The organism is Acetatifactor sp. (assembly GCF_982438285.1).
Map to the genome: position 1 here is coordinate 1 of NZ_CEWDFQ010000010.1, position 22,338 is coordinate 22,338.

The 22,338-nt window shown below is 49.1% G+C and carries 20 protein-coding genes; 18 read left to right on the plus strand and 2 right to left on the minus strand.

Annotated elements, in window-relative coordinates:
* From infB to AC1WIP_RS01090, 5 genes are all read left to right on the plus strand, one after another.
* Positions 1 to 2,470: translation initiation factor IF-2 (gene infB / locus AC1WIP_RS01070; RefSeq protein WP_481140068.1), on the plus strand; the 2,470-nt coding region annotated here is incomplete at its 5' end.
* 37 nt (positions 2,471 to 2,507) lie between these two features.
* Positions 2,508 to 2,942 carry a 30S ribosome-binding factor RbfA gene (gene rbfA, locus AC1WIP_RS01075; RefSeq protein ID WP_481140069.1) on the plus strand — a complete coding sequence of 145 codons (435 nt, stop codon included), beginning with the start codon at positions 2,508 to 2,510 and terminating at the stop codon, positions 2,940 to 2,942.
* Positions 2,939 to 3,895 (plus strand): DHH family phosphoesterase, encoded by a 957-nt coding sequence (locus AC1WIP_RS01080; protein WP_481140070.1) that lies wholly within the window; start codon positions 2,939 to 2,941, stop codon positions 3,893 to 3,895. Before rbfA ends, AC1WIP_RS01080 begins: the two co-directional genes overlap by 4 nt.
* A 1-nt stretch (position 3,896) precedes the next feature.
* Complete coding sequence (gene truB / locus AC1WIP_RS01085; protein ID WP_481140085.1) at positions 3,897 to 4,793, plus strand: tRNA pseudouridine(55) synthase TruB; 897 nt, start codon at positions 3,897 to 3,899, stop codon at positions 4,791 to 4,793.
* A gap of 36 nt (positions 4,794 to 4,829) precedes the next feature.
* The gene (locus AC1WIP_RS01090; RefSeq protein WP_481140071.1) at positions 4,830 to 5,744 is read left to right on the plus strand and encodes a bifunctional riboflavin kinase/FAD synthetase; all 915 of its coding nucleotides are present in this window, start codon (positions 4,830 to 4,832) and stop codon (positions 5,742 to 5,744) included.
* A gap of 298 nt (positions 5,745 to 6,042) precedes the next feature.
* Here AC1WIP_RS01090 and AC1WIP_RS01095 read toward each other — a convergent pair whose 3' ends face one another.
* A complete protein-coding gene (locus tag AC1WIP_RS01095; RefSeq protein ID WP_481140072.1) occupies positions 6,043 to 6,519 on the minus strand; it encodes a helix-turn-helix transcriptional regulator in 477 nt (158 codons plus the stop codon).
* Between the two features lie 416 nt (positions 6,520 to 6,935).
* On the opposite strand from AC1WIP_RS01095, the gene AC1WIP_RS01100 reads away from it, so the two are divergent.
* Positions 6,936 to 7,979, plus strand: a complete 1,044-nt coding sequence (locus AC1WIP_RS01100; RefSeq protein WP_481140073.1) for a C40 family peptidase — start codon at positions 6,936 to 6,938, stop codon at positions 7,977 to 7,979.
* A gap of 160 nt (positions 7,980 to 8,139) precedes the next feature.
* Here AC1WIP_RS01100 and AC1WIP_RS01105 read toward each other — a convergent pair whose 3' ends face one another.
* Entirely contained in the window at positions 8,140 to 8,991 is an 852-nt protein-coding gene (locus AC1WIP_RS01105) for a DUF368 domain-containing protein (protein ID WP_481140074.1), read from the minus strand.
* Positions 8,992 to 9,285: 294 nt separating this feature from the next.
* On the opposite strand from AC1WIP_RS01105, the gene rpsO reads away from it, so the two are divergent.
* From rpsO to AC1WIP_RS01165, 12 genes are all read left to right on the plus strand, one after another.
* A complete protein-coding gene (gene rpsO / locus AC1WIP_RS01110) occupies positions 9,286 to 9,552 on the plus strand; it encodes a 30S ribosomal protein S15 (protein WP_318704913.1) in 267 nt (88 codons plus the stop codon).
* 244 nt (positions 9,553 to 9,796) lie between these two features.
* A complete protein-coding gene (locus tag AC1WIP_RS01115) occupies positions 9,797 to 11,887 on the plus strand; it encodes a polyribonucleotide nucleotidyltransferase (RefSeq protein ID WP_481140075.1) in 2,091 nt (696 codons plus the stop codon).
* Positions 11,888 to 11,956: 69 nt separating this feature from the next.
* Positions 11,957 to 12,535 (plus strand): nitroreductase family protein, encoded by a 579-nt coding sequence (locus AC1WIP_RS01120; RefSeq protein WP_481140086.1) that lies wholly within the window; start codon positions 11,957 to 11,959, stop codon positions 12,533 to 12,535.
* A gap of 194 nt (positions 12,536 to 12,729) precedes the next feature.
* Positions 12,730 to 14,496 carry an ABC transporter ATP-binding protein gene (locus tag AC1WIP_RS01125; RefSeq protein ID WP_481140076.1) on the plus strand — a complete coding sequence of 589 codons (1,767 nt, stop codon included), beginning with the start codon at positions 12,730 to 12,732 and terminating at the stop codon, positions 14,494 to 14,496.
* Positions 14,489 to 16,312: an ABC transporter ATP-binding protein gene (locus AC1WIP_RS01130; RefSeq protein WP_481140077.1), complete on the plus strand. Its 1,824-nt coding sequence runs from the start codon at positions 14,489 to 14,491 to the stop codon at positions 16,310 to 16,312. Before AC1WIP_RS01125 ends, AC1WIP_RS01130 begins: the two co-directional genes overlap by 8 nt.
* A gap of 42 nt (positions 16,313 to 16,354) precedes the next feature.
* Positions 16,355 to 16,966: a cytidylate kinase-like family protein gene (locus tag AC1WIP_RS01135; protein WP_481140078.1), complete on the plus strand. Its 612-nt coding sequence runs from the start codon at positions 16,355 to 16,357 to the stop codon at positions 16,964 to 16,966.
* A gap of 61 nt (positions 16,967 to 17,027) precedes the next feature.
* Positions 17,028 to 17,420 (plus strand): hypothetical protein, encoded by a 393-nt coding sequence (locus AC1WIP_RS01140; RefSeq protein WP_481140079.1) that lies wholly within the window; start codon positions 17,028 to 17,030, stop codon positions 17,418 to 17,420.
* A 15-nt stretch (positions 17,421 to 17,435) separates the two neighbouring features.
* Positions 17,436 to 18,281, plus strand: coding sequence for a DUF5685 family protein (locus AC1WIP_RS01145; RefSeq protein WP_481140080.1), 846 nt, complete (start codon positions 17,436 to 17,438; stop codon positions 18,279 to 18,281).
* On the plus strand, positions 18,274 to 19,002 hold the full coding sequence (locus AC1WIP_RS01150; RefSeq protein ID WP_481140081.1) for a J domain-containing protein: 729 nt from the start codon (positions 18,274 to 18,276) through the stop codon (positions 19,000 to 19,002). The genes AC1WIP_RS01145 and AC1WIP_RS01150 overlap by 8 nt, the downstream gene beginning before the upstream one ends.
* Before the next feature lie 215 nt (positions 19,003 to 19,217).
* A complete protein-coding gene (gene nrdD / locus AC1WIP_RS01155; protein WP_481140082.1) occupies positions 19,218 to 21,344 on the plus strand; it encodes an anaerobic ribonucleoside-triphosphate reductase in 2,127 nt (708 codons plus the stop codon).
* The gene (gene nrdG / locus AC1WIP_RS01160) at positions 21,341 to 21,859 is read left to right on the plus strand and encodes an anaerobic ribonucleoside-triphosphate reductase activating protein (protein ID WP_481140083.1); all 519 of its coding nucleotides are present in this window, start codon (positions 21,341 to 21,343) and stop codon (positions 21,857 to 21,859) included. Before nrdD ends, nrdG begins: the two co-directional genes overlap by 4 nt.
* Positions 21,860 to 22,089: 230 nt before the next feature.
* Positions 22,090 to 22,338: Rho termination factor N-terminal domain-containing protein (locus tag AC1WIP_RS01165; protein ID WP_481140084.1), on the plus strand; the 249-nt coding region annotated here is incomplete at its 3' end.

Genomic DNA, 22,338 nt, shown 5'->3' on the forward strand with positions numbered 1-22,338 from the left:
GGTGCGTCCCATCAAGCCCCTGACACCCCCTTCTCCCACACCCAGTGTGCAGATGGTTCCCAGCAATAAAAACCAGCCCTCCAGACCTCGGGCGGATAAGCCTAAGAATCAGGAGCCTGCAAACAGCCAGGCACAGACACAAGCTCAGGCAAAGCCAGGCATACAGCCGCAGCAGGCTGTAAGATCGGACAGACCCGTGCGGGATGGACAGGGGCAGGACAATCGCAGCCGCGACGGCAGAGGACAGGGCAGCAGGCCCCAGAATCAGGAGGGACGCCAGCAGGGCCAGCCGGGAAGAGGAGGCGCTTCAAATGGAAGATATCAAAGCGGCGAGAGACAAAGCGGATTCCAGAGATCTGGCAGACCTGGCGGGGAAGGCGGTCAGAGCGGTCAGGGTGACCGCCGCAGCGGCGGCGGCAGTCAGGGCGGCGGCCGCGGCTTTAACAATTCGAACCGCGATAATAGAGGAATGCGCTCGTCAGGCGGAAATGGGACGGGAAGCGGACCCAGAGATAATAAGCCGGGCAAGAGCTTTGCTTCTGAGGCTCCGTCCAAGGATATGGAGAAGAAGCGGGAGGAAGAAAAGAGACGCTTCAGCCAGGAGAGAGATAAGCGCTCCAGAAAGGATCATATCTATGAAGAGGAGGAGGCGCTGAAGAACAAGCCTGGAAGGTTTATCAAGCCTGAAAAGAAGAAGGAAGAGACGGCGGAAGAGGCTATCAAGGTGATTACGCTGCCAGAGACCATCACCATAAAGGAACTGGCGGACAAGATGAAGCTTCAGCCTTCCGCCATTGTGAAAAAATTGTTCCTGGAGGGCAAGGTCGTTACGGTAAATCAGGAGATTTCCTATGAGGACGCGGAGAATATCGCCATGGAATATGATATTCTGTGTGAGAAGGAAGTCAAGGTGGACGTGATCGAGGAGCTCTTAAAGGAAGAGGATGAGGATGAAGCCAATCTGGTGGAAAGACCGCCCGTTATCTGCGTTATGGGACATGTGGATCACGGGAAGACCTCGCTGCTTGACGCTATCCGAAAGACAAATGTGACGGATAAGGAGGCCGGCGGTATTACACAGCACATCGGTGCGTATACTGTGAATGTGGGCGAGCGTAAAATCACGTTTTTGGATACGCCCGGCCACGAGGCGTTTACCGCAATGCGTATGCGCGGCGCAAATTCCACAGATATTGCAATTCTGGTGGTGGCGGCGGACGACGGCGTGATGCCCCAGACGGTGGAGGCAATCAACCACGCAAAGGCCGCAGGCATTGAGATCATCGTGGCTGTAAACAAGATAGATAAGCCCTCTGCAAATATTGACCGTGTAAAGCAGGAGCTGGCGGAATATGAGCTGATCCCCGAGGATTGGGGCGGCAGCACTGTGTTTGCGCCGGTATCCGCAAAGACCGGAGAAGGCATAGAGCAGCTTCTGGAGATGATTCTGCTGACGGCAGACATTCTGGAGCTGAAGGCGAATCCCAACAGACGGGCCAGAGGCCTTGTCATCGAGGCGGAGCTGGACAAGGGCCGGGGCCCTGTGGCTACTGTGCTGGTGCAGAAGGGAACCCTTCATGTGGGAGATTTTGTTTCGGCGGGAGCAAGCCATGGAAAAGTGAGAGCCATGGTGGACGATAAGGGAAGACGGGTAAAAGAGGCTGGACCCTCCACGCCCGTTGAAATTCTCGGCTTGTCCGATGTGCCCAGCGCAGGAGAGGTATTCCTGGCACACGACAGCGACAAGACAGCTAAGTCTTACGCGGAGACCTATCTTGCCCAGAATAAAGAGAAGATGCTTGAGGAAACTAAGGGCAGAATGTCTCTGGATGATTTGTTCTCTCAGATCAAGGAGGGCAATTTAAAGGAATTGAATTTGATTGTGAAGGCGGATGTACAGGGAAGCGTGGAGGCTGTGAAACAGTCTTTGATGAAGCTGTCCAACGAGGAAGTGGTAGTGAAGTGCATTCATGGCGGCGTGGGCGCCATCAACGAGTCCGACGTAACCCTGGCCAGCGCATCCAATGCCATCATTATCGGTTTTAACGTAAGACCTGATGCCACGGCAAAGGCCACTGCAGAACGAGAAGGCGTGGACGTAAGGCTTTACAAGGTGATTTATCAGGCCATCGAGGATATTGAGGCAGCTATGAAGGGAATGCTTGACCCTGTATTTGAAGAGAAGGTGATCGGCCATGCGGAGGTGCGTCAGATTTTCAAGGCTTCCGCTATCGGAAACATTGCAGGCGCCTATGTGCTTGACGGCGAATTCCAGAGAGGCTGCAAGATTCGTATCAGCAGAGAGGGCAAGCAGATTTACGAAGGCGCGCTGGCGTCATTAAAGAGATTTAAGGATGATGTAAAAGAAGTGAAGGCGGGATTCGAGTGCGGTCTTGTGTTTGAGGGCTTTGACCAGATGCAGGAGTTTGATATCGTAGAGGCCTATATTATGGTTGAAGTGCCGCGATAGAGGAATCCGTCCGCCGAAAACAGACAGGATTGAGAATATGAGAAAAAATAGTGTAAAAAATACCCGTATCAACGGGGAGGTGCAGAGAGTTTTGGCGGAAACCATCCGCGGACAGATTAAGGACCCCCGTATCAGTCCGTGGACAAGCGTGGTGGCAGTGGAGGTTGCCCCCGATTTGAAAAGCTGCAAGGCGTGGATCAGTGTGCTTGGTGGAAAAGAAGAGCGGGAGGCTACTCTGGAGGGACTAAAAAGCGCGGAAGGCTTTTTGAGGATGAAGCTGGCAAAGACCATCAATCTGCGCAATACGCCGGAAATCACCTTTGTGATGGATCAATCTATTGAATACGGGGTGAATATGTCCCGCAAAATTGATGAGGTGATGACCAGGGATGCCGCCGGTGAGACAAATGAGGATGGGAAAGAAACGCCCATCCTGTCCGAGCCGGAGAATTTCGGGGAGGAGGAAGTATGAACCTACTGGAAGAATGCAGGAGTGCAAAAAGAATCGGCATCGGTGGTCATATCCGCCCGGACGGAGACTGTGTGGGAGCCTGCCTGGCCCTTGGACGATATCTGAAAAGGGGGCTTCCCGGTGCGTTTATAAAGGTGTTTTTGGAAAAGCCTGCCGACGTGTTTCAGGAAATAGCAGGCTTTGAGGAGATCGACAGCGACTTTGGGGCCCAGGAGCCCTTTGACGTGTTTTTCGCCCTGGACTGCGGTGCGGACCGCCTGGGAGAGGCTGAGGACTATTTTGCAAATGCGGGAAAGAAAATCAATATTGACCACCATGTGAGCAACAGCGGAAGCGGGGATATCAATGTGATCAAGCCCAAGATCGGTTCCACCTGTGAGGTGCTTTATGATCTGTTTGAGGCAGATAGGCTTGACAGGGAGATCGCCATGGCCTTATATATTGGAATCATCCATGATACTGGGGTTTTTCAATATTCCAACACAACGCCGGATACGCTCAAAAAGGCTTCCGCACTGATTGCCTACGGCTTTGATTTTCCAAGGCTGATTCAGGAAACCTTTTATCAGAAAACCTATGTGCAGGCTCAGGTGATGGGCCGTGCCCTTATGGAGAGCATCCGTTTTTTGGATGGAAGATGTATTGTCAGCGCCCTGGATAAAAAGACCATGGAATTTTATAATGTGGAGCCCAAGGATCTGGATGGCATCGTGAACCAGCTTAGGAATATTAAGGGCATCAGCTGCGCTATTTTCATGTATCAGACGGGAACGCTGGAATACAAGGTAAGTCTGCGCACGGACGAGAAGGTGGACGCGGCTAAGGTTGCCGCCTATTTTGGCGGAGGCGGTCATGTGCGGGCTGCGGGCTGCACTATGCGGGGAACCTTCCACGACTGTGTAAACAATCTGTCTTTACATATTGAAAAGCAGTTGAATGGAGAAAACAGTTGACATGTTAAGCGGCATCATAGTGATTGATAAGGAGCCTGGCTTTACGTCTCACGACGTGGTGGCAAAAATGCGCGGTATTTGCGGACAAAGAAAAATTGGACACACGGGCACCCTGGACCCTATGGCTACGGGTGTGCTGCCTGTGTGCCTGGGAAATGCTACAAAGCTGTGCGATCTGCTCACCGAAAAGGATAAGGAGTATGAAGCGCAGCTTTTGCTGGGAGTCACCACGGACACCCAGGATGTGACGGGCAGAGAGCTTTCGCGCAGGGAGGTTTCCCTGAACGAGGAACAGGTGAGGGAGGCCGTTTACTCCTTTCAGGGGGAATACAGCCAGATACCGCCCATGTATTCGGCAATAAAGGTAAATGGAAAACGGCTCTATCAGCTTGCAAGACAGGGAAAGGAAGTGGAAAGGCAGGCACGGAGGGTGACCATTGGGAAGATCGAAATATTGGATGTAAGCCTTCCTTTGGTTACCATCCGGGTTTTGTGCTCAAAGGGAACCTATATCAGAACCCTCTGTGCAGATATCGGAGAAAAGCTGGGCTGCGGAGGCGTCATGAAAAGTCTCACCAGAACCAGGTCGGGAAGCTTTTTTCTGAAGGATGCGGTTACGCTTTCCAAACTGGAAGCACTTCGTGACCAAAACCGCCTGGAAGAGGTTTTGATACCGCCGGATCAGGTGTTTGCATCCAACCCACTTTTGCATGTATTGGAAGCATATCAGAACCTTGTGGAAAATGGGAACCCTGTCTATGTGGAGCAGACCAGGGAGAAGAAGGCTTTTGGACCGGGGGAATGGGTGAGAATCTATCGGTCAGATGACAGCTTTGCAGGCATTTACGCCTATGACGAGCAGCACAGGCAGTACAGGCCGGTAAAAATGTTTCTGTAAAATACCAATCGCGTAACGGAAGGTGTGTTAAGTCAGTTGGAAATTATAACAGGTACAACAGATTTTTTTCTGGAGAAGGAGACGGCAGCTGCAGTCGGGAAATTTGACGGAGTTCATATCGGGCACAGAAGGCTTTTGGAGGAGGTTTTAAACTGTAAAAACCATGGCCTTGCTGCCTGTGTGTTTACCTTCGATCCGGCGCCGGCCGTGCTGTTTGGGACAGGCGACGGAAAGGAGCTTACCACCAGAGAGGAAAAGCGGACTCTCTTTGAACGGATGGGCGTGGACATTCTGGTGGAGTTTCCCCTGACAAAGCAGACGGCTGCCATGCCTCCGGAGATTTTTGTGTCGGAGGTTTTGGCGAGACGGATGAACGTAAGGTTGATAGCTGCCGGAAGGGATTTGTCCTTCGGGGCCGGGGGACGGGGAAATGCCGCTCTTTTGCAGTCTCTGTCCAAAGACCTGGGATATGAAGTGAAGATTATAGAAAAAGTGTGCTTTCGGGGAAAAGAGGTCAGCTCCACATACATCAAAAGCCAGGCAGAGGCGGGGAATATGAAGCTTGTGGAGCAGCTTCTGGGCATGCCTTATCCAATTATGGGAAAGGTAGCACACGGAAACCGTATTGGAAGAACCCTGGGGTTTCCCACGGTAAACCTGGTTCCCGGGGAGAGCAAGCTGCTTCCGCCCAATGGTGTTTATTATTCCCAGGTTCGTTATGGCAGCAGAAAATACCGGGCCATCAGCAACGTGGGGTATAAGCCCACAGTGACAAATGAGCGGGTGCTGGGAGTGGAATCTTATTTATATGATTTTGATCAGGAAATCTATGAGGAGCCTGTAGAGGTTTATCTTCTGGGCTTCCGGCGACCCGAAAAGCGGTTTGATGGCCTGGAGGAATTGAAAAAACAACTGAAAGAGGATATAGAGGCGGGGCTGCGGTTTGCTTAAGGAGCAAAGCCGCAGCCTTTTTTAGGGTCAGATAGACCCAGTTGAGTACGGTGGAGTTTCTCAACAGAGGGAGTATCCCATAAATTTACCTCCTTATCTTTTGACATGAATTACATTTTTTCATAACGGCCAGCCTTGGTTCAAATTTGATTATGTATCCATCCAATTCAACCATACCATAAGCCTATAAGCGGACTTTTCTTTCTTGTCTGCAGGCGTCATCGGTATTCTGCTCTACTATGCGTCCTGCGGTGGTGCAATAATGCCCAAGTTCTTCGTAGCTCAATAAATATTACTCTTACTCCGAAACGTCATCCACGATGTCATCATCGTGCTGGTCTCCGTCTGCTGTTTGGCCTATGCCTGTACGCTTGTGCACAGCATCCGGAATAAGGGAATATTTTTCTAGAGCTTTCATTTCAACTACTTTATTTTGCTCCTGGCATCGGGTATATTCTTTACCTAGAACCACATCAATAATCTCTTTGCCGTAGTGGTCGAGGAGATGGTACTTTTCTATAAGTCCTATTTCGGTCAGGTTAAGCTGAATGCTTCCATCTTCATTATATCCGTCATACCCAAAAGCCAAAAAAATATCATTTACTTTATATAGCTTGCAAAGTTTTAAAAGCATATCTGCAGACGGCTCTGCCCTGCCAGTTTCCCATGCACTGAATGTAGACTGGCGAACCCCGAGTAACTCATATACCTGTTTTTGTGTATATCCAGCTTGTATTCGTAAATCTTTTAAAGTCTCGGAAAATTCCTTTTTCATGTGGGAATACCTCTTAATCTCCATTATAATGAAAATTTTTCGTAAGTTAATAAAAATATTAAAAATTTTGTTAAAAGCACCTGATAAACAAAAAAATAGTATTGCTGGCAAAAAAAGAAGAATTAATGGACTTAATTAAAAAATGCTGAATTATGCCGCTTTTTAAATATTTCATTCTCAATCTTAAGGCGCTGGATTTCTTTCTTGAGAGTCTTAAACTCCTTGAGGCGACTGTTACAGGAAATTTTGGGAAAATGCAAGAAACGGTTGACAGGCTGTAATAGGAATTGTATAATTTGAAATGTAGCGTAATAATTTTGTAACAAAATTGTAATACTAAGAATACAAAAGCGCGGATGAGACTGCGGACAGTGAATGAATTCGGGGAGCATCCGCATATTGGGAAAGGCAGTTACATGAATCAGAATAGAAAAATTTCCAGAAAGATCACAATGGTTTCCGCAGGTCTTATTTTCTCTATGGCCCTGAGTCCTATCCAGGCCTCTGCGGCTACAAGCACCGATATCCTTCAGACTGCGGGTGTGGCTTCCATTTTGGAGACCAGCCTCTCTACGGAGGAATACTTAGCTATTGCCCAACAGGCCCAGGGAGCTTTATGGGGTTATACCAATCTGGGGATTGCCCATGTGGAAAGCGGCAATCTTAATGTCCGCGAGCAGCCCTCCACAGACAGCAGGCTGGTGGGGAAGCTTCCCAAGAATGCAGCCTGTGAAATCCTTGGAACAGAGGGAGAATGGGCCCGCATTCAGTCAGGAGAGGTGGAAGGCTATGTGAATCTGGAATTTTTACTCACCGGACCCGAGGCTAAGCTTGAGGCAGGCAGCCTGGTGAGGACAGTTGCCATTTCCAATGCGGATGGACTTAACATCAGGGCCCAGGCCAGCATGGACAGTGAGGTGGTTACACAGATTTCCAAAGGCGCAGAGCTGGAGTTTTTGGAGGATCAGGGAGAGTGGATCAAGGTATCCATTGACGGAGAGGAGGCCTTTGCCGCCGCTGAATATGTAACTGTGGAGGAAAAGCTGGATACGGCTATCACCATGACAGAGCTTTTATATGGCGAGGGCGTGTCAGATGTGAGAGTGGACCTGGTGGAATATGCAAAGCAGTTTCTGGGCAATCCTTATGTCTGGGGAGGCACCAGTCTGACCAAGGGAGCGGACTGTTCAGGATTTGTGTTAAGCGTATTCAAGAAATATGGCATTACTCTGAGCCATTCCTCAAGAGCCCAGGCAAATGAAGGCACAAAGATCAGTGTTTCAGAGTTGAAGCCTGGCGATCTGGTATTTTACGGAAACGGAAGCGGAACCATAAACCATGTAGCCATTTACATTGGCGGAGGCCAGGTAATCCATGCAAGCAGCCCTAGGACAGGAATTAAAATCAGCAGCTATAATTACCGTACACCGGTGAAGGCTGTGAGAGTCATCAATGATTGATAGAAAGGCAGCATAGAAATGCTGCGCTGCTCGGGCAGAGCACAGTGCACAATAAAAAGACCAGTTGGAAAAAGCCATCAAGGACGCGAAGCGAAGTTTATCCTTGATGGCTTTTTCCAGGTGCGCCTGGCGGCGTACGTTTCTTATTGATTGATTAAGGTCAGTCCTTTACATCAACCTTGCTGTTGAAGTGATCCAGAACCAAAGCTGCCACGATACCCACAGCCAGACAGATGAGATTTACGATACAGGAGGCGGCCGATATGGTAAAGCTCTCAAAAGGAATGATCACCAGGGTGGCGGCGACTACAATCCCCAGAATGGCGTGGAAGGCCAGGGAATAATGATGCTCAAAGAGAGAGTCGATTAATTTTGCCAGACAGATTACCGTAATCAGAGCGCCGATGCCGCCGGGAATCAAAACTCCGAAATCCAAATGTCCGATGCCGTCCACAAAGGGCGTATACAGTCCCAAAGGCATAAGAAGTGTAGAAAAGCTCATGCCAGGTGCGATGATGCTTAAAGCCAGACAGAAGCCGCAGAAAAGGTACCATGCGAAATTAGGAGTGATCACAATGGAGGACAGATTCAGGCCGATTAACAGAGCCAATATTACAAGGAAAGCTACAATCATGGATACATAAGAGCCTTTGGAACGCCCCTTTTCCCCGGCTTCTCTCCAGAGGGAGGGAAGCATGCCCGTGATCAGGCCCACAAACAGGCACACGGAAGGATTGGGATATTTTTCCAGCAGAAAAGATAAAAGATTGGCAATTCCCATAAAACCGATGATGCCGCCGATGGCGTAGGGAATCAGCTTTGGCACATGGGTTTTAAAGTTGCGCAACGGATTGGCCAGAAGCTCCATGACCGTCTTGTAGATACCGAATACTACGCTCAAAACGCCTCCGGAAATACCGGGAAGCACTGCGCCAAGGCCGATGAGAGCACCCTGGAGTATCTTTAGCAGAAGCTTAAAAATGGAAGGATTTTCTGTTTGTTTTGTGTTCATTTTGATACCTCAATTTACTTTTTTATTTACCGTTTTTTTTGAAAACGGCATACTGTATTCTCCATTGTAACGGATAAGAAAGCATTTGTCACTTGTTATTTTCCTAATTGGGGCAAAAGGGCCGAACTGTTACCTGGTAACATATTACCTGGCTGCCCAGGTAACTGCAAAAAATGGTTTACAATATTGTGGGATTATGCTATACTATGTCAGTATGATTTAGCCGATGCTCAGATGAGGGAGACTCCGGCCCGGTCTTAGTGTCAGGCGGTTTGACAAAAAGGAGGAAGCAATATGATTTCTAAGGAAAAGAAAACAGCAATTATGAACGAGTACGCCAGGACGCCCGGAGATACCGGTTCACCTGAGGTACAGATCGCAGTGCTGACTGCAAGAATCCAGGAGCTTACCGAGCATTTGAAGGCAAATCCCAAGGATCATCACTCCCGCCGGGGTATGCTTAAAATGGTAGGCCAGAGACGCGGCCTTCTGGAATATCTCAAGAGAAAGGATATCGAGAGATATCGTAAGCTGATTGAGAGACTTGGCCTGCGTAAATAAAAGGAGACATGGGAAGGCGGAGACGGTCCGAATTTTTCGGCCCTCCGCTTTTTGTGCGATTTTGCGCAGAGAAAACCGAGGCGGCAGACAAATGCGCGCCGAGGCTTTGGAACAGAATGGAATTCCGAGACCGCTGAAAAGGATATGTTTTCACGTGTTCTTTTCAGTAGTTTCGGTGTCTTCTGTTCCAAAAGGAAAAATATTTTGATTACCGCAGGAAGCGGAGGAATGGAGGATTTTATTTATGTATCAGACCTATGAAATGGAGCTTGCCGGACGTACCCTCAGGGTGGATATCAACCGTGTGGGCAAACAGGCAAACGGCTGTGCTTTTATGCACTATGGGGACACCACTGTGCTCAGCACGGCAACGGCTTCCGAGAAGCCCAGGGAAGGGATTGATTTCTTCCCTTTAAGCGTTGAGTACGAGGAAAAGATGTACGCTGTGGGAAAGATTCCCGGCGGCTTTAACAAGAGAGAGGGAAAAGCAAGCGAGAACGCCATTCTCACCAGCCGTGTGATCGACAGGCCCATGCGTCCGCTGTTTCCCAAGGACTATCGAAACGATGTGACATTAAACAATATGGTAATGAGTGTGGACCCGCAGTGCCGCCCGGAGCTGGTGGCTATGCTGGGTGCTGCCATTGCTACCTGTATTTCAGATATTCCTTTTGACGGTCCCTGCGCCATGACCCAGGTGGGCATGATTGACGGAGAGTTTGTGATCAATCCTTCCCAGGAACAGTGGAAAAACGGCGATCTGAATCTGACGGTTGCCTCCACCAAGGAAAAGGTGATCATGATCGAGGCCGGTGCCAACGAGGTGCCCGAGGCAACCATGATCGAGGCCATCTATAAGGCTCATGAGATCAACCAGACGGTGATTGCCTTCATTGAAAAAATCGTTGCCGAGACAGGCAAGAAAAAGCATGAATATACAAGCTGTGCCGTTCCTGAGGAAATGTTTGAGGAGATGAAAAAGCTTGTCACTCCCCAGGAGATGGAGGTAGCGGTGTTTACCGATGACAAGCAGACCAGAGAGGAGAATATCCGGGTTATTACACAAAAGCTGGAGGAGGCTTTTGCGGATAATGAGGAATGGCTTGCCATGCTGGGAGAGGCTGTGTATCAGTATGAGAAAAAGACCGTGCGCAAGATGATTTTAAAGGATCACAAGCGCCCGGACGGCCGTGAAATCACCCAGATACGTCCCCTTGCCGCAGAGGTAGATATCATTCCCAGAGTGCACGGCTCCGCTATGTTTACCAGAGGACAGACACAGATCTGCAATGTTTGTACCCTTGCACCTTTGTCTGAGCAGCAGAGACTGGATGGACTGGACGAAAATGAAGTAAGCAAGAGATATATGCACCATTACAATTTCCCGTCCTATTCTGTAGGTGAGACAAAGCCCTCCAGAGGACCGGGAAGACGTGAGATCGGCCACGGGGCGCTGGCAGAGCGGGCTCTTTTGCCTGTGCTTCCAAGCGAGGAGGAATTCCCTTATGCCATCCGCACCGTTTCGGAGACCTTTGAATCCAATGGCTCCACCTCCATGGCGTCTACCTGCGCATCCTGTATGTCCCTGATGGCGGCAGGCGTACCCATCAAAAAGATGGTGGCAGGTATTTCCTGCGGTCTTGTGACAGGGGATACGGACGATGATTTTGTACTGCTCACCGATATCCAGGGGCTGGAGGATTTCTTCGGAGATATGGACTTTAAGGTGACCGGCACCACAGCGGGCATCACCGCAATCCAAATGGATATCAAGATTCACGGACTGACAAGGCCCATTGTGGAGGGCGCTATCGAGAGATGCCGTGAGGCCAGACTGTTTATTATGGAAAACTGCATGAAGAAGGCAATTGCGGTTCCCAGACCGGAGGTAGGCCCTTACGCACCTAAGATTATTTCCATTCAGATTGATCCCGAGAGAATCGGCGATGTGGTTGGACAGCGAGGTAAGACCATCAATGAGATCATTGCCCGCACCGGCGTTAAAATTGATATTATGGATGACGGAAAGGTGTCCGTGTGCGGTACAGATCAGGCTATGATGGACAAGGCTGTGGAGATGATCAAGATTATCACCACCGACTTTGAGGAGGGCCAGATATTTAAGGGCAAGGTTGTAAGCATCAAGGAGTTTGGCGCCTTTTTGGAATTTGCTCCCGGCAAGGAGGGGATGGTTCACATCTCTAAGATTGCAAAAGAGAGAATCAACCGGGTAGAGGATGTGCTCACTCTGGGAGACGTGGTGACTGTAGTATGCCTGGGCAAGGATAAGATGGGAAGGATCAGCTTTTCCATGAAGGATGTGGCCCAGAAGTAACATTCACAGCCGCAGAGAAGAGGAAAGCACAGCAGAATGTGATGGAAAAGGAAGGAGGCGTTGTTGGAGATGGAAGATCTTATGAAGCTGTTGGAAGGCCGCCGGACCTACAGAAGGTTCAAACAGCATCCAGTGCCCAAGGAGGTTCTGGATGAAATCCTGAGGGCGGCAAGGCTTGCCTCCAGCGCTGCAAACAGACAGCCCCTCAGCTATGTGGTGGTGCAGAACGAAGAAAAGGTAAAGGAAGTGTTTTCCCATACCCGCTGGGCAGGAGCGCTGCCTCCTGAGCTTGGACAGCCCAAGGAGGGAGAAAGACCAGTGCTGTTTATCGGAGTGGTGAAGAATACGGATATCAACCCGGACTGCGACACTGATGCCGGACTTGCCATTGCCAATATGACCCTGGCGGCCTGGAACCGGGGTGTGGGCAGCTGTATCATTGGAGCCTGCAATAAAGAAAAGCTTTCGGAATTGTTTGGTCTTTCAGAAAAGCAGAAGCTGCACACTGTGGTTGCATTCGGATATCCCTCCCATGCAAGCCGTATTGTAGATCTTGATCAGGGAGGGGACTGCAGATATTACCTGGACGAAAAGAAGGATTATGTTGTGCCGAAGCGCAGGCTTTCAGATGTAGTGAAGTACCTGTAAAAGATAAGCAGCAAAAAAACCGTGTCGAAAAGACGCGGTTTTTTGCTTATATACGCCGCCATGCGTACATTTTCCCGTGCCCATGACGGCGTACGTTTCACCGATTCTTTACAAATATTTATATTTATTTAATTGTACTTTTGTGCAGGTTGATCGATAATGAAACAGACAAAGATAGAAAGGTACGGATCAAAATGTTAAAACTTCTTAAGTACTTCAAAAAGCAGGATTGGCTTATCGTTTTGGCCTGCGTTTTTTTTGTGGCGTGTCAGGTGGGATTGGATTTGACCCTGCCGGATTACATGTCGGAAATCACAAGCCTGGTGCAGACGGAAGGCAGTCTGATGAGAGATATTTTTGCCGCTGGAGGGAAAATGCTTCTTTGTGCGCTGGGAAGCTTAGTGTTTGCGGTGGCAGTAGGATATTTTGCATCCAGACTTGCGGCGACGCTGGCCAGGAGGGTCAGACAGGCGGTTTTTGAAAAGGTGGAGAATTTTTCCATGGAGGAAATCAACCGGTTTTCCACAGCCAGCCTGATTACCCGTTCCACCAACGATATTACCCAGATTCAGATGATTATCGCCATGGGACTTCAGGTGATGATTAAGGCTCCCATTATGGCGGTGTGGGCTGTTTTGAAAATCTCCGGCAAAAGCTGGCAGTGGACGGCGGCAACAGCGGCAGCTGTGGTATTTCTGCTGATTCTGATTGTTGTACTTATGATATTTGTATTGCCCAGATTTAGAAAGATTCAAACGCTTACGGATAACCTGAACCGTGTTACCAGGGAAAACCTCACCGGCATCCGGGTGGTGCGGGCCTATAATGCGGAACAGTTTCAGGAGGAAAAGTTTGAGGCGGCCAATAAAGAGCTGACAGACAACAATCTCTTTGCACATAGAATGATGGCGATTATGAATCCGGGAATGAACATTATCATGAACGGCCTCACATTGTCCATCTACTGGATTGGAGCAATCCTGATCAATGAAGCACAGCTTGTGGAGCGCATCGGATTGTTTTCGGATATGGTGGTGTTCTCTTCCTATGCGATGCAGGTGGTTATGGCTTTTATGCTTTTGACGATGATCTTCATCATGCTCCCCAGAGCAAGCGTTTCTGCAAAGCGTATCAATGAGGTGCTGGATACGGAGCCCAGAATAAAGGATGGAGAAAAAACAGAGGGACTGCCGGGAAAAGAAGGAGAGGTGGAATTTCGCCATGTGAGCTTCCGTTATCCCGACGCTGCGGAGGATGTGCTCACAGATATCAGCTTTACGGCACACAAGGGAGAGACCATCGCCTTTATCGGCTCCACCGGAAGCGGCAAGTCTACGCTGGTGAACCTGGTTCCCCGTTTTTATGACGCCACGGAAGGGGAGGTGCTTGTAGACGGAGTGAACGTAAAGGAGTACACGGCCAAAGCGCTGCATAACAAGCTGGGATATGTGTCCCAGAGAGCGGTGATGTTTGCGGGAACCGTGGAGAGCAATGTGTCCTACGGTGACAACGGACGAGACACAAAGGTGGACAGCGAGTATGTGAAAAAGTCCGTGGATATTGCTCAAGGCACGGAGTTTGTGGAAAAGATGGAGGATGCTTACCAGGGAATGGTAGCGCAAAACGGCGCCAATCTCTCGGGAGGACAAAAGCAGCGGCTTGCTATTGCCAGAGCGATATACAGGAAGCCCGAAATCTATATTTTTGACGACTCTTTCTCCGCGCTGGACTACAAGACGGACAAAGTTTTGCGGGCGGCTCTGAAAAAAGAGACGGCGGACACCACCTCCCTTATCGTGGCCCAGCGTATCGGCACTATAAAAAATGCAGATAAGATTATAGTCCTGGAGGAAGGAAAAGCAGTGGGAATGGGAACCCATGAGGAGCTTTTGCAAAATTGTGAGGTTTACAGGCAGATCGCCCTTTCCCAGCTGTCAAAGGAGGAGCTTGCAAATGAGTAATGAAAATAGACAAAGGCCTGCAGGCCGCGGCATGATGGGCGGACGGGGCGGCATGAGAGGAGCCGGAGAAAAGGCCAAGGATTTCAGAGGCACATGGAAAAAGCTTCTTTTGTACTGTAGACGGTATTTTCCCTTTCTTGCGGGAGCCCTGCTCCTTGCTATGGCAGGGGCTATATGCTCTCTGATTGGCCCGGATAAATTGAAGGACCTGACCAATCTGATTACCCAAGGACTGACTACAGAGATTGATATGGAGGGAGTGAAGCGTATTGTGTTCGGGCTGGTGGCCCTTTACGGATGCAGTGCCATCTGCTCCTACATTCAGTCCTTTGCCATGGCTACCATCACCCAGGCGGTCACGAAAAAGCTTAGAAGCGATATTTCCGTAAAAATCAACAAGGTACCTTTAAATTATTTCAATAAAACAAGCTTCGGAGACGTGCTCAGCCGGGTTACCAACGATGTAGATACCATCGGACAAAGCCTGAACCAGAGCATTGGTTCTCTGGTAACTGCAGTAACTATGTTCCTGGGCTCCTTGATTATGATGTTTTATACCAACTGGATCATGGCGCTTACTGCGGTAGTCTCTACCCTTGCAGGCTTCGGCATCATGATGACCATAATGTCCAAATCCCAAAGACACTTCATTGAACAGCAAAGCCAGCTGGGACGTATCAACGGGCATATCGAGGAAATTTATTCCGGCCACAATGTAGTGCGGGCGTATAACGGAGAGGAAAAAGCCCTTGAAACCTTTACGGATATCAACGATCAGCTGTACAACAGCGCATGGAAAAGCCAGTTTTTGTCCGGTTTGATGATGCCCATTATGAGCTTTATCGGAAATTTCGGTTATGTTGCGGTCTGTGTGGTGGGAGCTGCCCTGGCGATGAATGATGTAATCAGCTTTGGCGTGATTGTAGCGTTTATGATGTATATCAGGCTTTTTACCAATCCGCTGAGCCAGATTGCCCAGGCCATGACCAGCTTACAGTCCACAGCCGCCGCAGGAGAGCGGGTTTTTGAATTCTTGGAGGAGGAAGAGCTTGCGGACGAGAGCGGGAAAACTGCCCGCCTTGAAAATGCAAGAGGCGATGTGGAGTTTCGCCATGTCCGTTTTGGGTACCAGCCGGATCACATTATTATCAAGGACTTTTCGGCTCATGCAAAAGCCGGACAGAAAATTGCAATCGTAGGGCCCACAGGAGCGGGCAAAACCACTATGGTGAACCTGCTGATGCGTTTTTACGAGCTGAACGGCGGCGATATTTTGATAGACGGCGTTTCCACAAAGGAGCTGACCAGGGAAAATGTGCATGATCTGTTCTGCATGGTGCTGCAGGATACCTGGCTTTTTGAAGGCACAATTCGGGAAAATATTGTGTACTGCAAGGAAAATGTCAGCGATGCGGAAGTGGAGCGGGCCTGCCGGGCGGTGGGGATACACCATTTTATCAGTACACTGCCAAAGGGCTATGACACGGTGTTAAACGACAAGGCTAATTTGTCCGCGGGACAAAAGCAGCTGATTACCATTGCCCGGGCCATGATAGAGAATGCGCCTTTGCTGATTCTGGACGAGGCCACAAGCTCGGTGGACACCAGAACGGAGATACAGATTCAGAAAGCCATGGATAAGCTGACGGAGGGAAGAACCTCCTTTGTGATCGCCCACAGGCTTTCCACCATCAAAAACGCGGATATGATTCTGGTGATGAAGGACGGAGACATCATCGAGAGCGGAAATCACAAGGAGCTTTTGGAAAAGGGAGGCTTTTACGCCGATCTGTACAACAGTCAGTTTGCATCATAACATTGATCATACACAAAGAAACGCGTAGAAACGAGGGAAAATATGAAATATCACATTATAGCCATAGAACGGGAGTATGCCAGCGCAGGATGGGAGATCGGACAAAGGACGGCGAAACGTCTGGGGATACCCTGTTATGGGCGTGAAATTCTTGCCATGGCTGCAAAAGAGCTGGGACAGCCGGAGCATTATCTGGAGAATCTGGAGGAAAAGTCTACAGGAAGCTTTATGTATTCCATGTACGTTATGGCTTCTCTGGGAAAGGGAGACTCTGTCTCCCAGGGCAGTTCACTGCCCTGGGAGAGCAGGCTGTTTTTGACGGAATCAAAAATCATACAAAAGCTGACGCAGACCCCTGCTGTTGTGGTGGGGAGATGCGCCGCCCATTCCCTGAGAGAGCGGGAGGATGTGCTTCGGGTATTCATTCATGCGGACGACGCATTCCGTAAAAAAAGAGCGGTGGACACATATGGGATTCCCTCCCAGAAGGCCTCCGAGGCGTTAAAGAGGGCAGACAGGCGCAGAAGCGGCTATTATCGGGCCAACACCGGGAAGGACTGGAAAAACAGCCAAAATTACCACATTGTTTTAGACAGCGGCCTGCTTGGAATTGAACGGTGCGCTGATATTCTGGAGGCTTGTTTAAAGTCCTGAAGGCTTTTTCGGACAGAAAACGATGAAAGGATGTCTGCTTTAGCGGACGGGAAGGAAAAAAATGAGAGAAAAATTGCAGAGATTTATGTGGGGGCGTTATGGCAGCGACAGATTGAACCAATTTTTAATGATTGCGGCCCTTGTGTGTCTGGTGATTTCCTTTTTTGGAGGAAACCTCTTTTACCTGTTTGCCCTTGCTTTGATGGTTTATGTGTATTTCCGCATGTTTTCCAGGAATATTGCCAAGCGCAGTGCAGAAAACCAGTGGTATCTGAAAAAAGAGATGAAGGTCAGAGGCTTTTTCCAGAAAAAGAAGAGGGAATGGAAGCAGCTTAAGGAATATCATATTTACAGATGCCCCAACTGCAGGCAGAAGATACGGGTTCCCAGGGGAAAGGGCAGAATCGCCATAAGGTGCAGGAAATGCGGGACGGAATTTATCAAAAAGAGTTGACAGGGAGGCAGTTTCATGTTTGGATATATCATAGTTAACAAAGCCGAAATGAAATTTAAAGAGTTTGATATATACCATTCCTATTATTGCGGCCTCTGCCGCAGGCTGAAGGAAAAGTACGGTATAACGGGCCAGCTTTCACTGAGCTATGATATGACCTTTTTGCTCATGCTGTTTACAGGACTTTATGAGCCACAGACACAGACGGGTGAGTGCCGATGTATCGCCCATCCCTTTGAGAAGCATGAAATCAGAACCAATCTCTTTACAGAGTATGCGGCGGATATGAACGTGCTTTTGACACTCTATAAATGTCAGGATGACTGGGAGGATGAAAAAAAGCTCTGGAAGCTTGCATACGGCAAAATGCTGGAGGGAAAAAGCAAGGGCGTAAAGGAGACTTATGCCGCAAAGGTGAGAAATATTTGTCTTTTGATGCATGATTTTTATGATGCGGAAAAGACGGGAAATGGGGATATTGACACTATGGCGGGATTGTTCGGAAAGATTATGGCCGAGATTTCCGTCTGCAGAGAGGACGAGTGGAGCGAAGGGCTGGGCCGTTTTGGGTTTTTTCTGGGAAAATTTATCTATCTGTTAGATGCTTATGAGGATATTGAAGAGGATATCCGGAAAAATAACTTTAATCCTTTAAAAAGGATGTACAACGAACCGGACTTTGAGGAAGAATGCAGGACGATTTTGACCATGATGATGTCAGAGTGCTGCAAGGAATTTGAGAGGCTGCCTATTTTAGAGAATGTGGAAATTTTGAGAAATATTTTATATTCCGGAGTGTGGTGCCGGTATGAAGCGGTGAGAGAAAAGAGAAGGGCGGCTGTGGAGAAAAAAAATGAATGATCCGTATAAGGTTCTCGGAGTAAGCAGAGACGCTTCCGAGGAGGAAATCAAAAAAGCGTATAAGGCTCTGAGCCGCAAGTATCATCCGGACGCTAATATCAACAATCCTAATAAGGCCCAGGCGGAAGAAAAGTTTAAGGAGATACAGGCCGCGTACCAGCAGATTATGAAGGAGCGCACAGAGGGCTACAGCTATGGCGGTACGGGAGGCGGCTATGGCGGAGGCAGTTATGGAGGCGGCTATGGAGGCGGCGGCTTCGGCTATGGTCCCTTTGGCGGCTTCGGCGGCTTTGGGGACTTTGGACAGGGCCAGAGCGCAGGCTATGAGGAGGAGCCTCATCTGCGGGCGGCCGGCAATTATGTGCGGAACGGATATTATAAAGAGGCCAGGAATGCGCTGGATAGCATGGGGCAGCATGAGCGGGGGGCAAGGTGGTACTATTACAGCGCCATAGCCCACGCGGGGCTTGGCAATAATGTGGCTGCCTTAGAACACGCCAAAAAGGCGGCGGCCCTGGAGCCTGGGAATGGGGATTACCAAAATCTGGTATATCAGTTTGAAAACGGAGGCACCTGGTATTCCAGACGGCAGGCGGCGTATGGTTATCCCTCCATGGGAGGCGGCAACATCTGCTTAAAGCTGTGCATTGCAAATCTGATCTGCAATCTCTGCTGCGGCGGAGGCGGTATGTGCTGCGGCGGAAGAGGATACTACTATTGATAAGAATAAAAAAGCCCTTGCAATTTATTCTGCATCCGATTATAATGAAATACAAGATATAGGTGTGAGTTTCGAAGTGATACACAAAATATTGTGCGATTTTCTGGATGTTTGTTTTGTCGGAAAATGGCGCGCAGGTGGTCGTACGGGAGGCTTGTATCCCCATACGGCCATCGTTTATGTGATGTGTACACGGTAGAGGAAAGAGGATGCTTATGAGGATACAGAAAAGAGACGGGCGTATTGTGCCGTACGAGGAAGAAAAGATTGTGGCGGCCATTCAGAAGGCCAACAATGAAGTGGAGAAGGAGTTTCGTGCAGAGGAGGAGCTGATCGGGGAAATTCTGGAGGATGTGAAGCAGGAAGGAAAAGAGCTTCTGACGGTGGAGCATGTGCAGGATATGATTGAGGAGCGGCTGGTGAGCCACAATAAATATACGCTTGCCAAGAAATACATTGTGTACCGCTATCAGAGAAGCCTGCTGCGCAAATCCAACACCACCGATGAATCCATTCTGAAGCTGATTCGGAATGAAAACAAGGAGCTTGCGGAAGAAAACTCCAACAAAAACACAAGGCTTGCTTCCACCCAGCGGGACTATATTGCAGGAGAGGTATCCAGGGATGTGACTAGGCGTCTGCTTCTGCCGGAGCATATTACGTTAGCCCATGAAAACGGCGCCATTCATTTTCACGATGCGGATTATTTCATTCAGCCTATTTTCAACTGCTGTCTGATTAATATTCAGGATATGCTGGACAACGGAACTTCTATTAACGGCAAGCTGATCGAGTCGCCCAAGAGCTTTCAGGTGGCCTGCACTGTAACCACACAGATTATTGCGGCGGTGGCCAGCAATCAGTACGGTGGACAGTCTGTGAATATTAAGCACCTGGGAAAGTATCTGCGCAAAAGCAGGCTGAAGTTTGAGCAGCAGCTGGATCAGGAGTTTGGGGACAGCCTGGATGCTCAGGCGAAGAAAAAAATCGTGGATATCCGCCTTCGGGATGAGCTCAGAAGCGGTGTGCAGACCATACAGTATCAGATTAACACGCTGATGACCACAAACGGCCAATCTCCCTTCGTGACCTTATTCCTTCACATTGACGAGGAGGATGAATATGTGGAGGAGACGGTGCAGATTATTGAGGAGATTCTCACCCAGCGCCTGCAGGGAACCAAGAATGAGAAGGGGGTATATGTGACCCCTGCGTTTCCTAAGCTGGTTTATGTGCTGGATGAAAATAATTGTCTCAAGGGCGGCAAATACGATTATGTGACCCGTCTTGCGGCCAGATGCTCCGCAAAGAGGATGTACCCTGACTATATCTCTGCCAAGAAAATGCGGGAAAACTATGAGGGAAATGTGTTCTCCTGCATGGGCTGCCGCTCCTTTTTGTCCCCCTGGAAGGACGAAAACGGGAATTACAAGTGGGAGGGCCGTTTTAACCAGGGTGTAGTGAGCCTTAATCTTCCCCAGATCGGGATTCTGGCAAAGGGCGATGAGAAGGTGTTCTGGGAGCTTTTAGAGGAAAGGCTTCAGCTGTGCTACGAGGCGTTAATGTGCAGGCACAAGGCCCTTGAGGGAACGGTGTCCGACGTAAGCCCCATCCACTGGCAGTACGGCGCCATTGCAAGATTGAAGAAGGGGGAAAAGATTGATAAATACCTCCACGGCGGCTATTCCACCATGTCTCTTGGCTATATCGGGCTTTACGAGACTACATATCTCATGAAGGGCTGCAGCCACACAAAGCCGGAGGGAAAAGAATTTGCCATGAGAGTGATGGATTATATGCAGCAGACGGCGGCAAGATGGAAGGAAGAGACGGGCATCGGCTTTAGTCTTTACGGCACGCCTGCGGAAACCCTTTGCTACCGCTTTGCAAGAATTGACCGGGAGAAATTCGGCGACATTGAAAATGTAACGGATAAGGGGTATTATACCAATTCCTACCATGTGGATGTGCGGGAAAATATTGATGCCTTTACAAAATTTACCTTTGAGAGCGAATTCCAGAATAAGTCTCTGGGCGGGGCGATTTCCTATGTGGAAATTCCAAATCTGAACAATAATCTGGAAGCCCTGGAGGAACTGATCCGGTTTATTTATGACAATATCCAGTACGGAGAGTTTAACACCAAGTCCGATTACTGCCATGTGTGCGGCTTTGACGGTGAGATACAGATCAATGAAAACATGGAATGGGAATGTCCACAGTGCCACAATAAGGATCACGCAAAGATGAACGTGACCAGGAGAACCTGCGGCTACCTGGGGGAGAATTTCTGGAATGCAGGAAAAACCAAGGAAATAAAGGCCAGGGTGCTTCATCTATGAATTATGCGGCCATCAAAAAAACAGATGTAGCCAACGGGCCGGGGGTGCGGGTGTCGCTGTTTGTAAGCGGCTGCACCCACGGCTGCAAGGGCTGCTTTAACAGCGAGGCGTGGGATTTCGGATACGGAAATCCCTATACGGTCCAGACAGAGGCGGAAATTTTAAAAGCGCTGGCGCCTGATTATATACGGGGGCTCAGCCTGCTGGGAGGAGAACCCTTAGACCCCAGAAACAGGAAAGAGGTGCTTTCCCTTGTGGAGAAGGTGCGCCTTTCCTATCCGAAAAAGGATATCTGGTGCTATACGGGATATGATTATGAAAAGGATCTGCTGCCCCTGGCACAGCAGGGGGAGAAAACAGTCAGCTCCCTTCTTCAGCTTATCGATGTGCTTGTGGATGGAGAGTTTGTGGAGGAGCTGAAAAACCTCAAGCTGCCCTTTAGAGGCTCTGAAAACCAAAGATTGATTGATGTACAGGAAACTCTCCGGCAAAAAAAGGTAGTTTTGGCAAAATAGTACTTCCTATTTTGCCAAAACTGTATTATAATGCTTTCATATAAACGATTGATTCATCAAAAAGTCAAGGAACACGTCCATTGACCTGTCTGAGAAAGAAATCCCTGAAATAAAAAGTTGGAAAGCTCCTTTCGAGCGTGGAATGGAAATCTGCTGAAACGGACAAGGAGTATCACTGTGAAAGGAAGGGCCTCAAGCGGCTGTTTTAGTATAGGAGGATTTGGGAGTATATGAGAGAAAAATATGAATCATTGGCACTGGTACAGCTGAAAGAGCTGGCGAAGGTGCGCGGACTTAAGGGAACCTCGGCTATGAAGAAGGCAGAGCTGGTGGAGGCTATGCTGGCAGAGGACGCCCGGTTAAAGAAAGAGGAGGAAAACGCTTCCAAGAAGCAGGAGACGGCAGTGCACAAAGCCCCTTCCAGAGTAGAAAGCGCTTCCCGCTATGAAAATGGCGCCAAAGGAGAAGCTTCCCAGAGA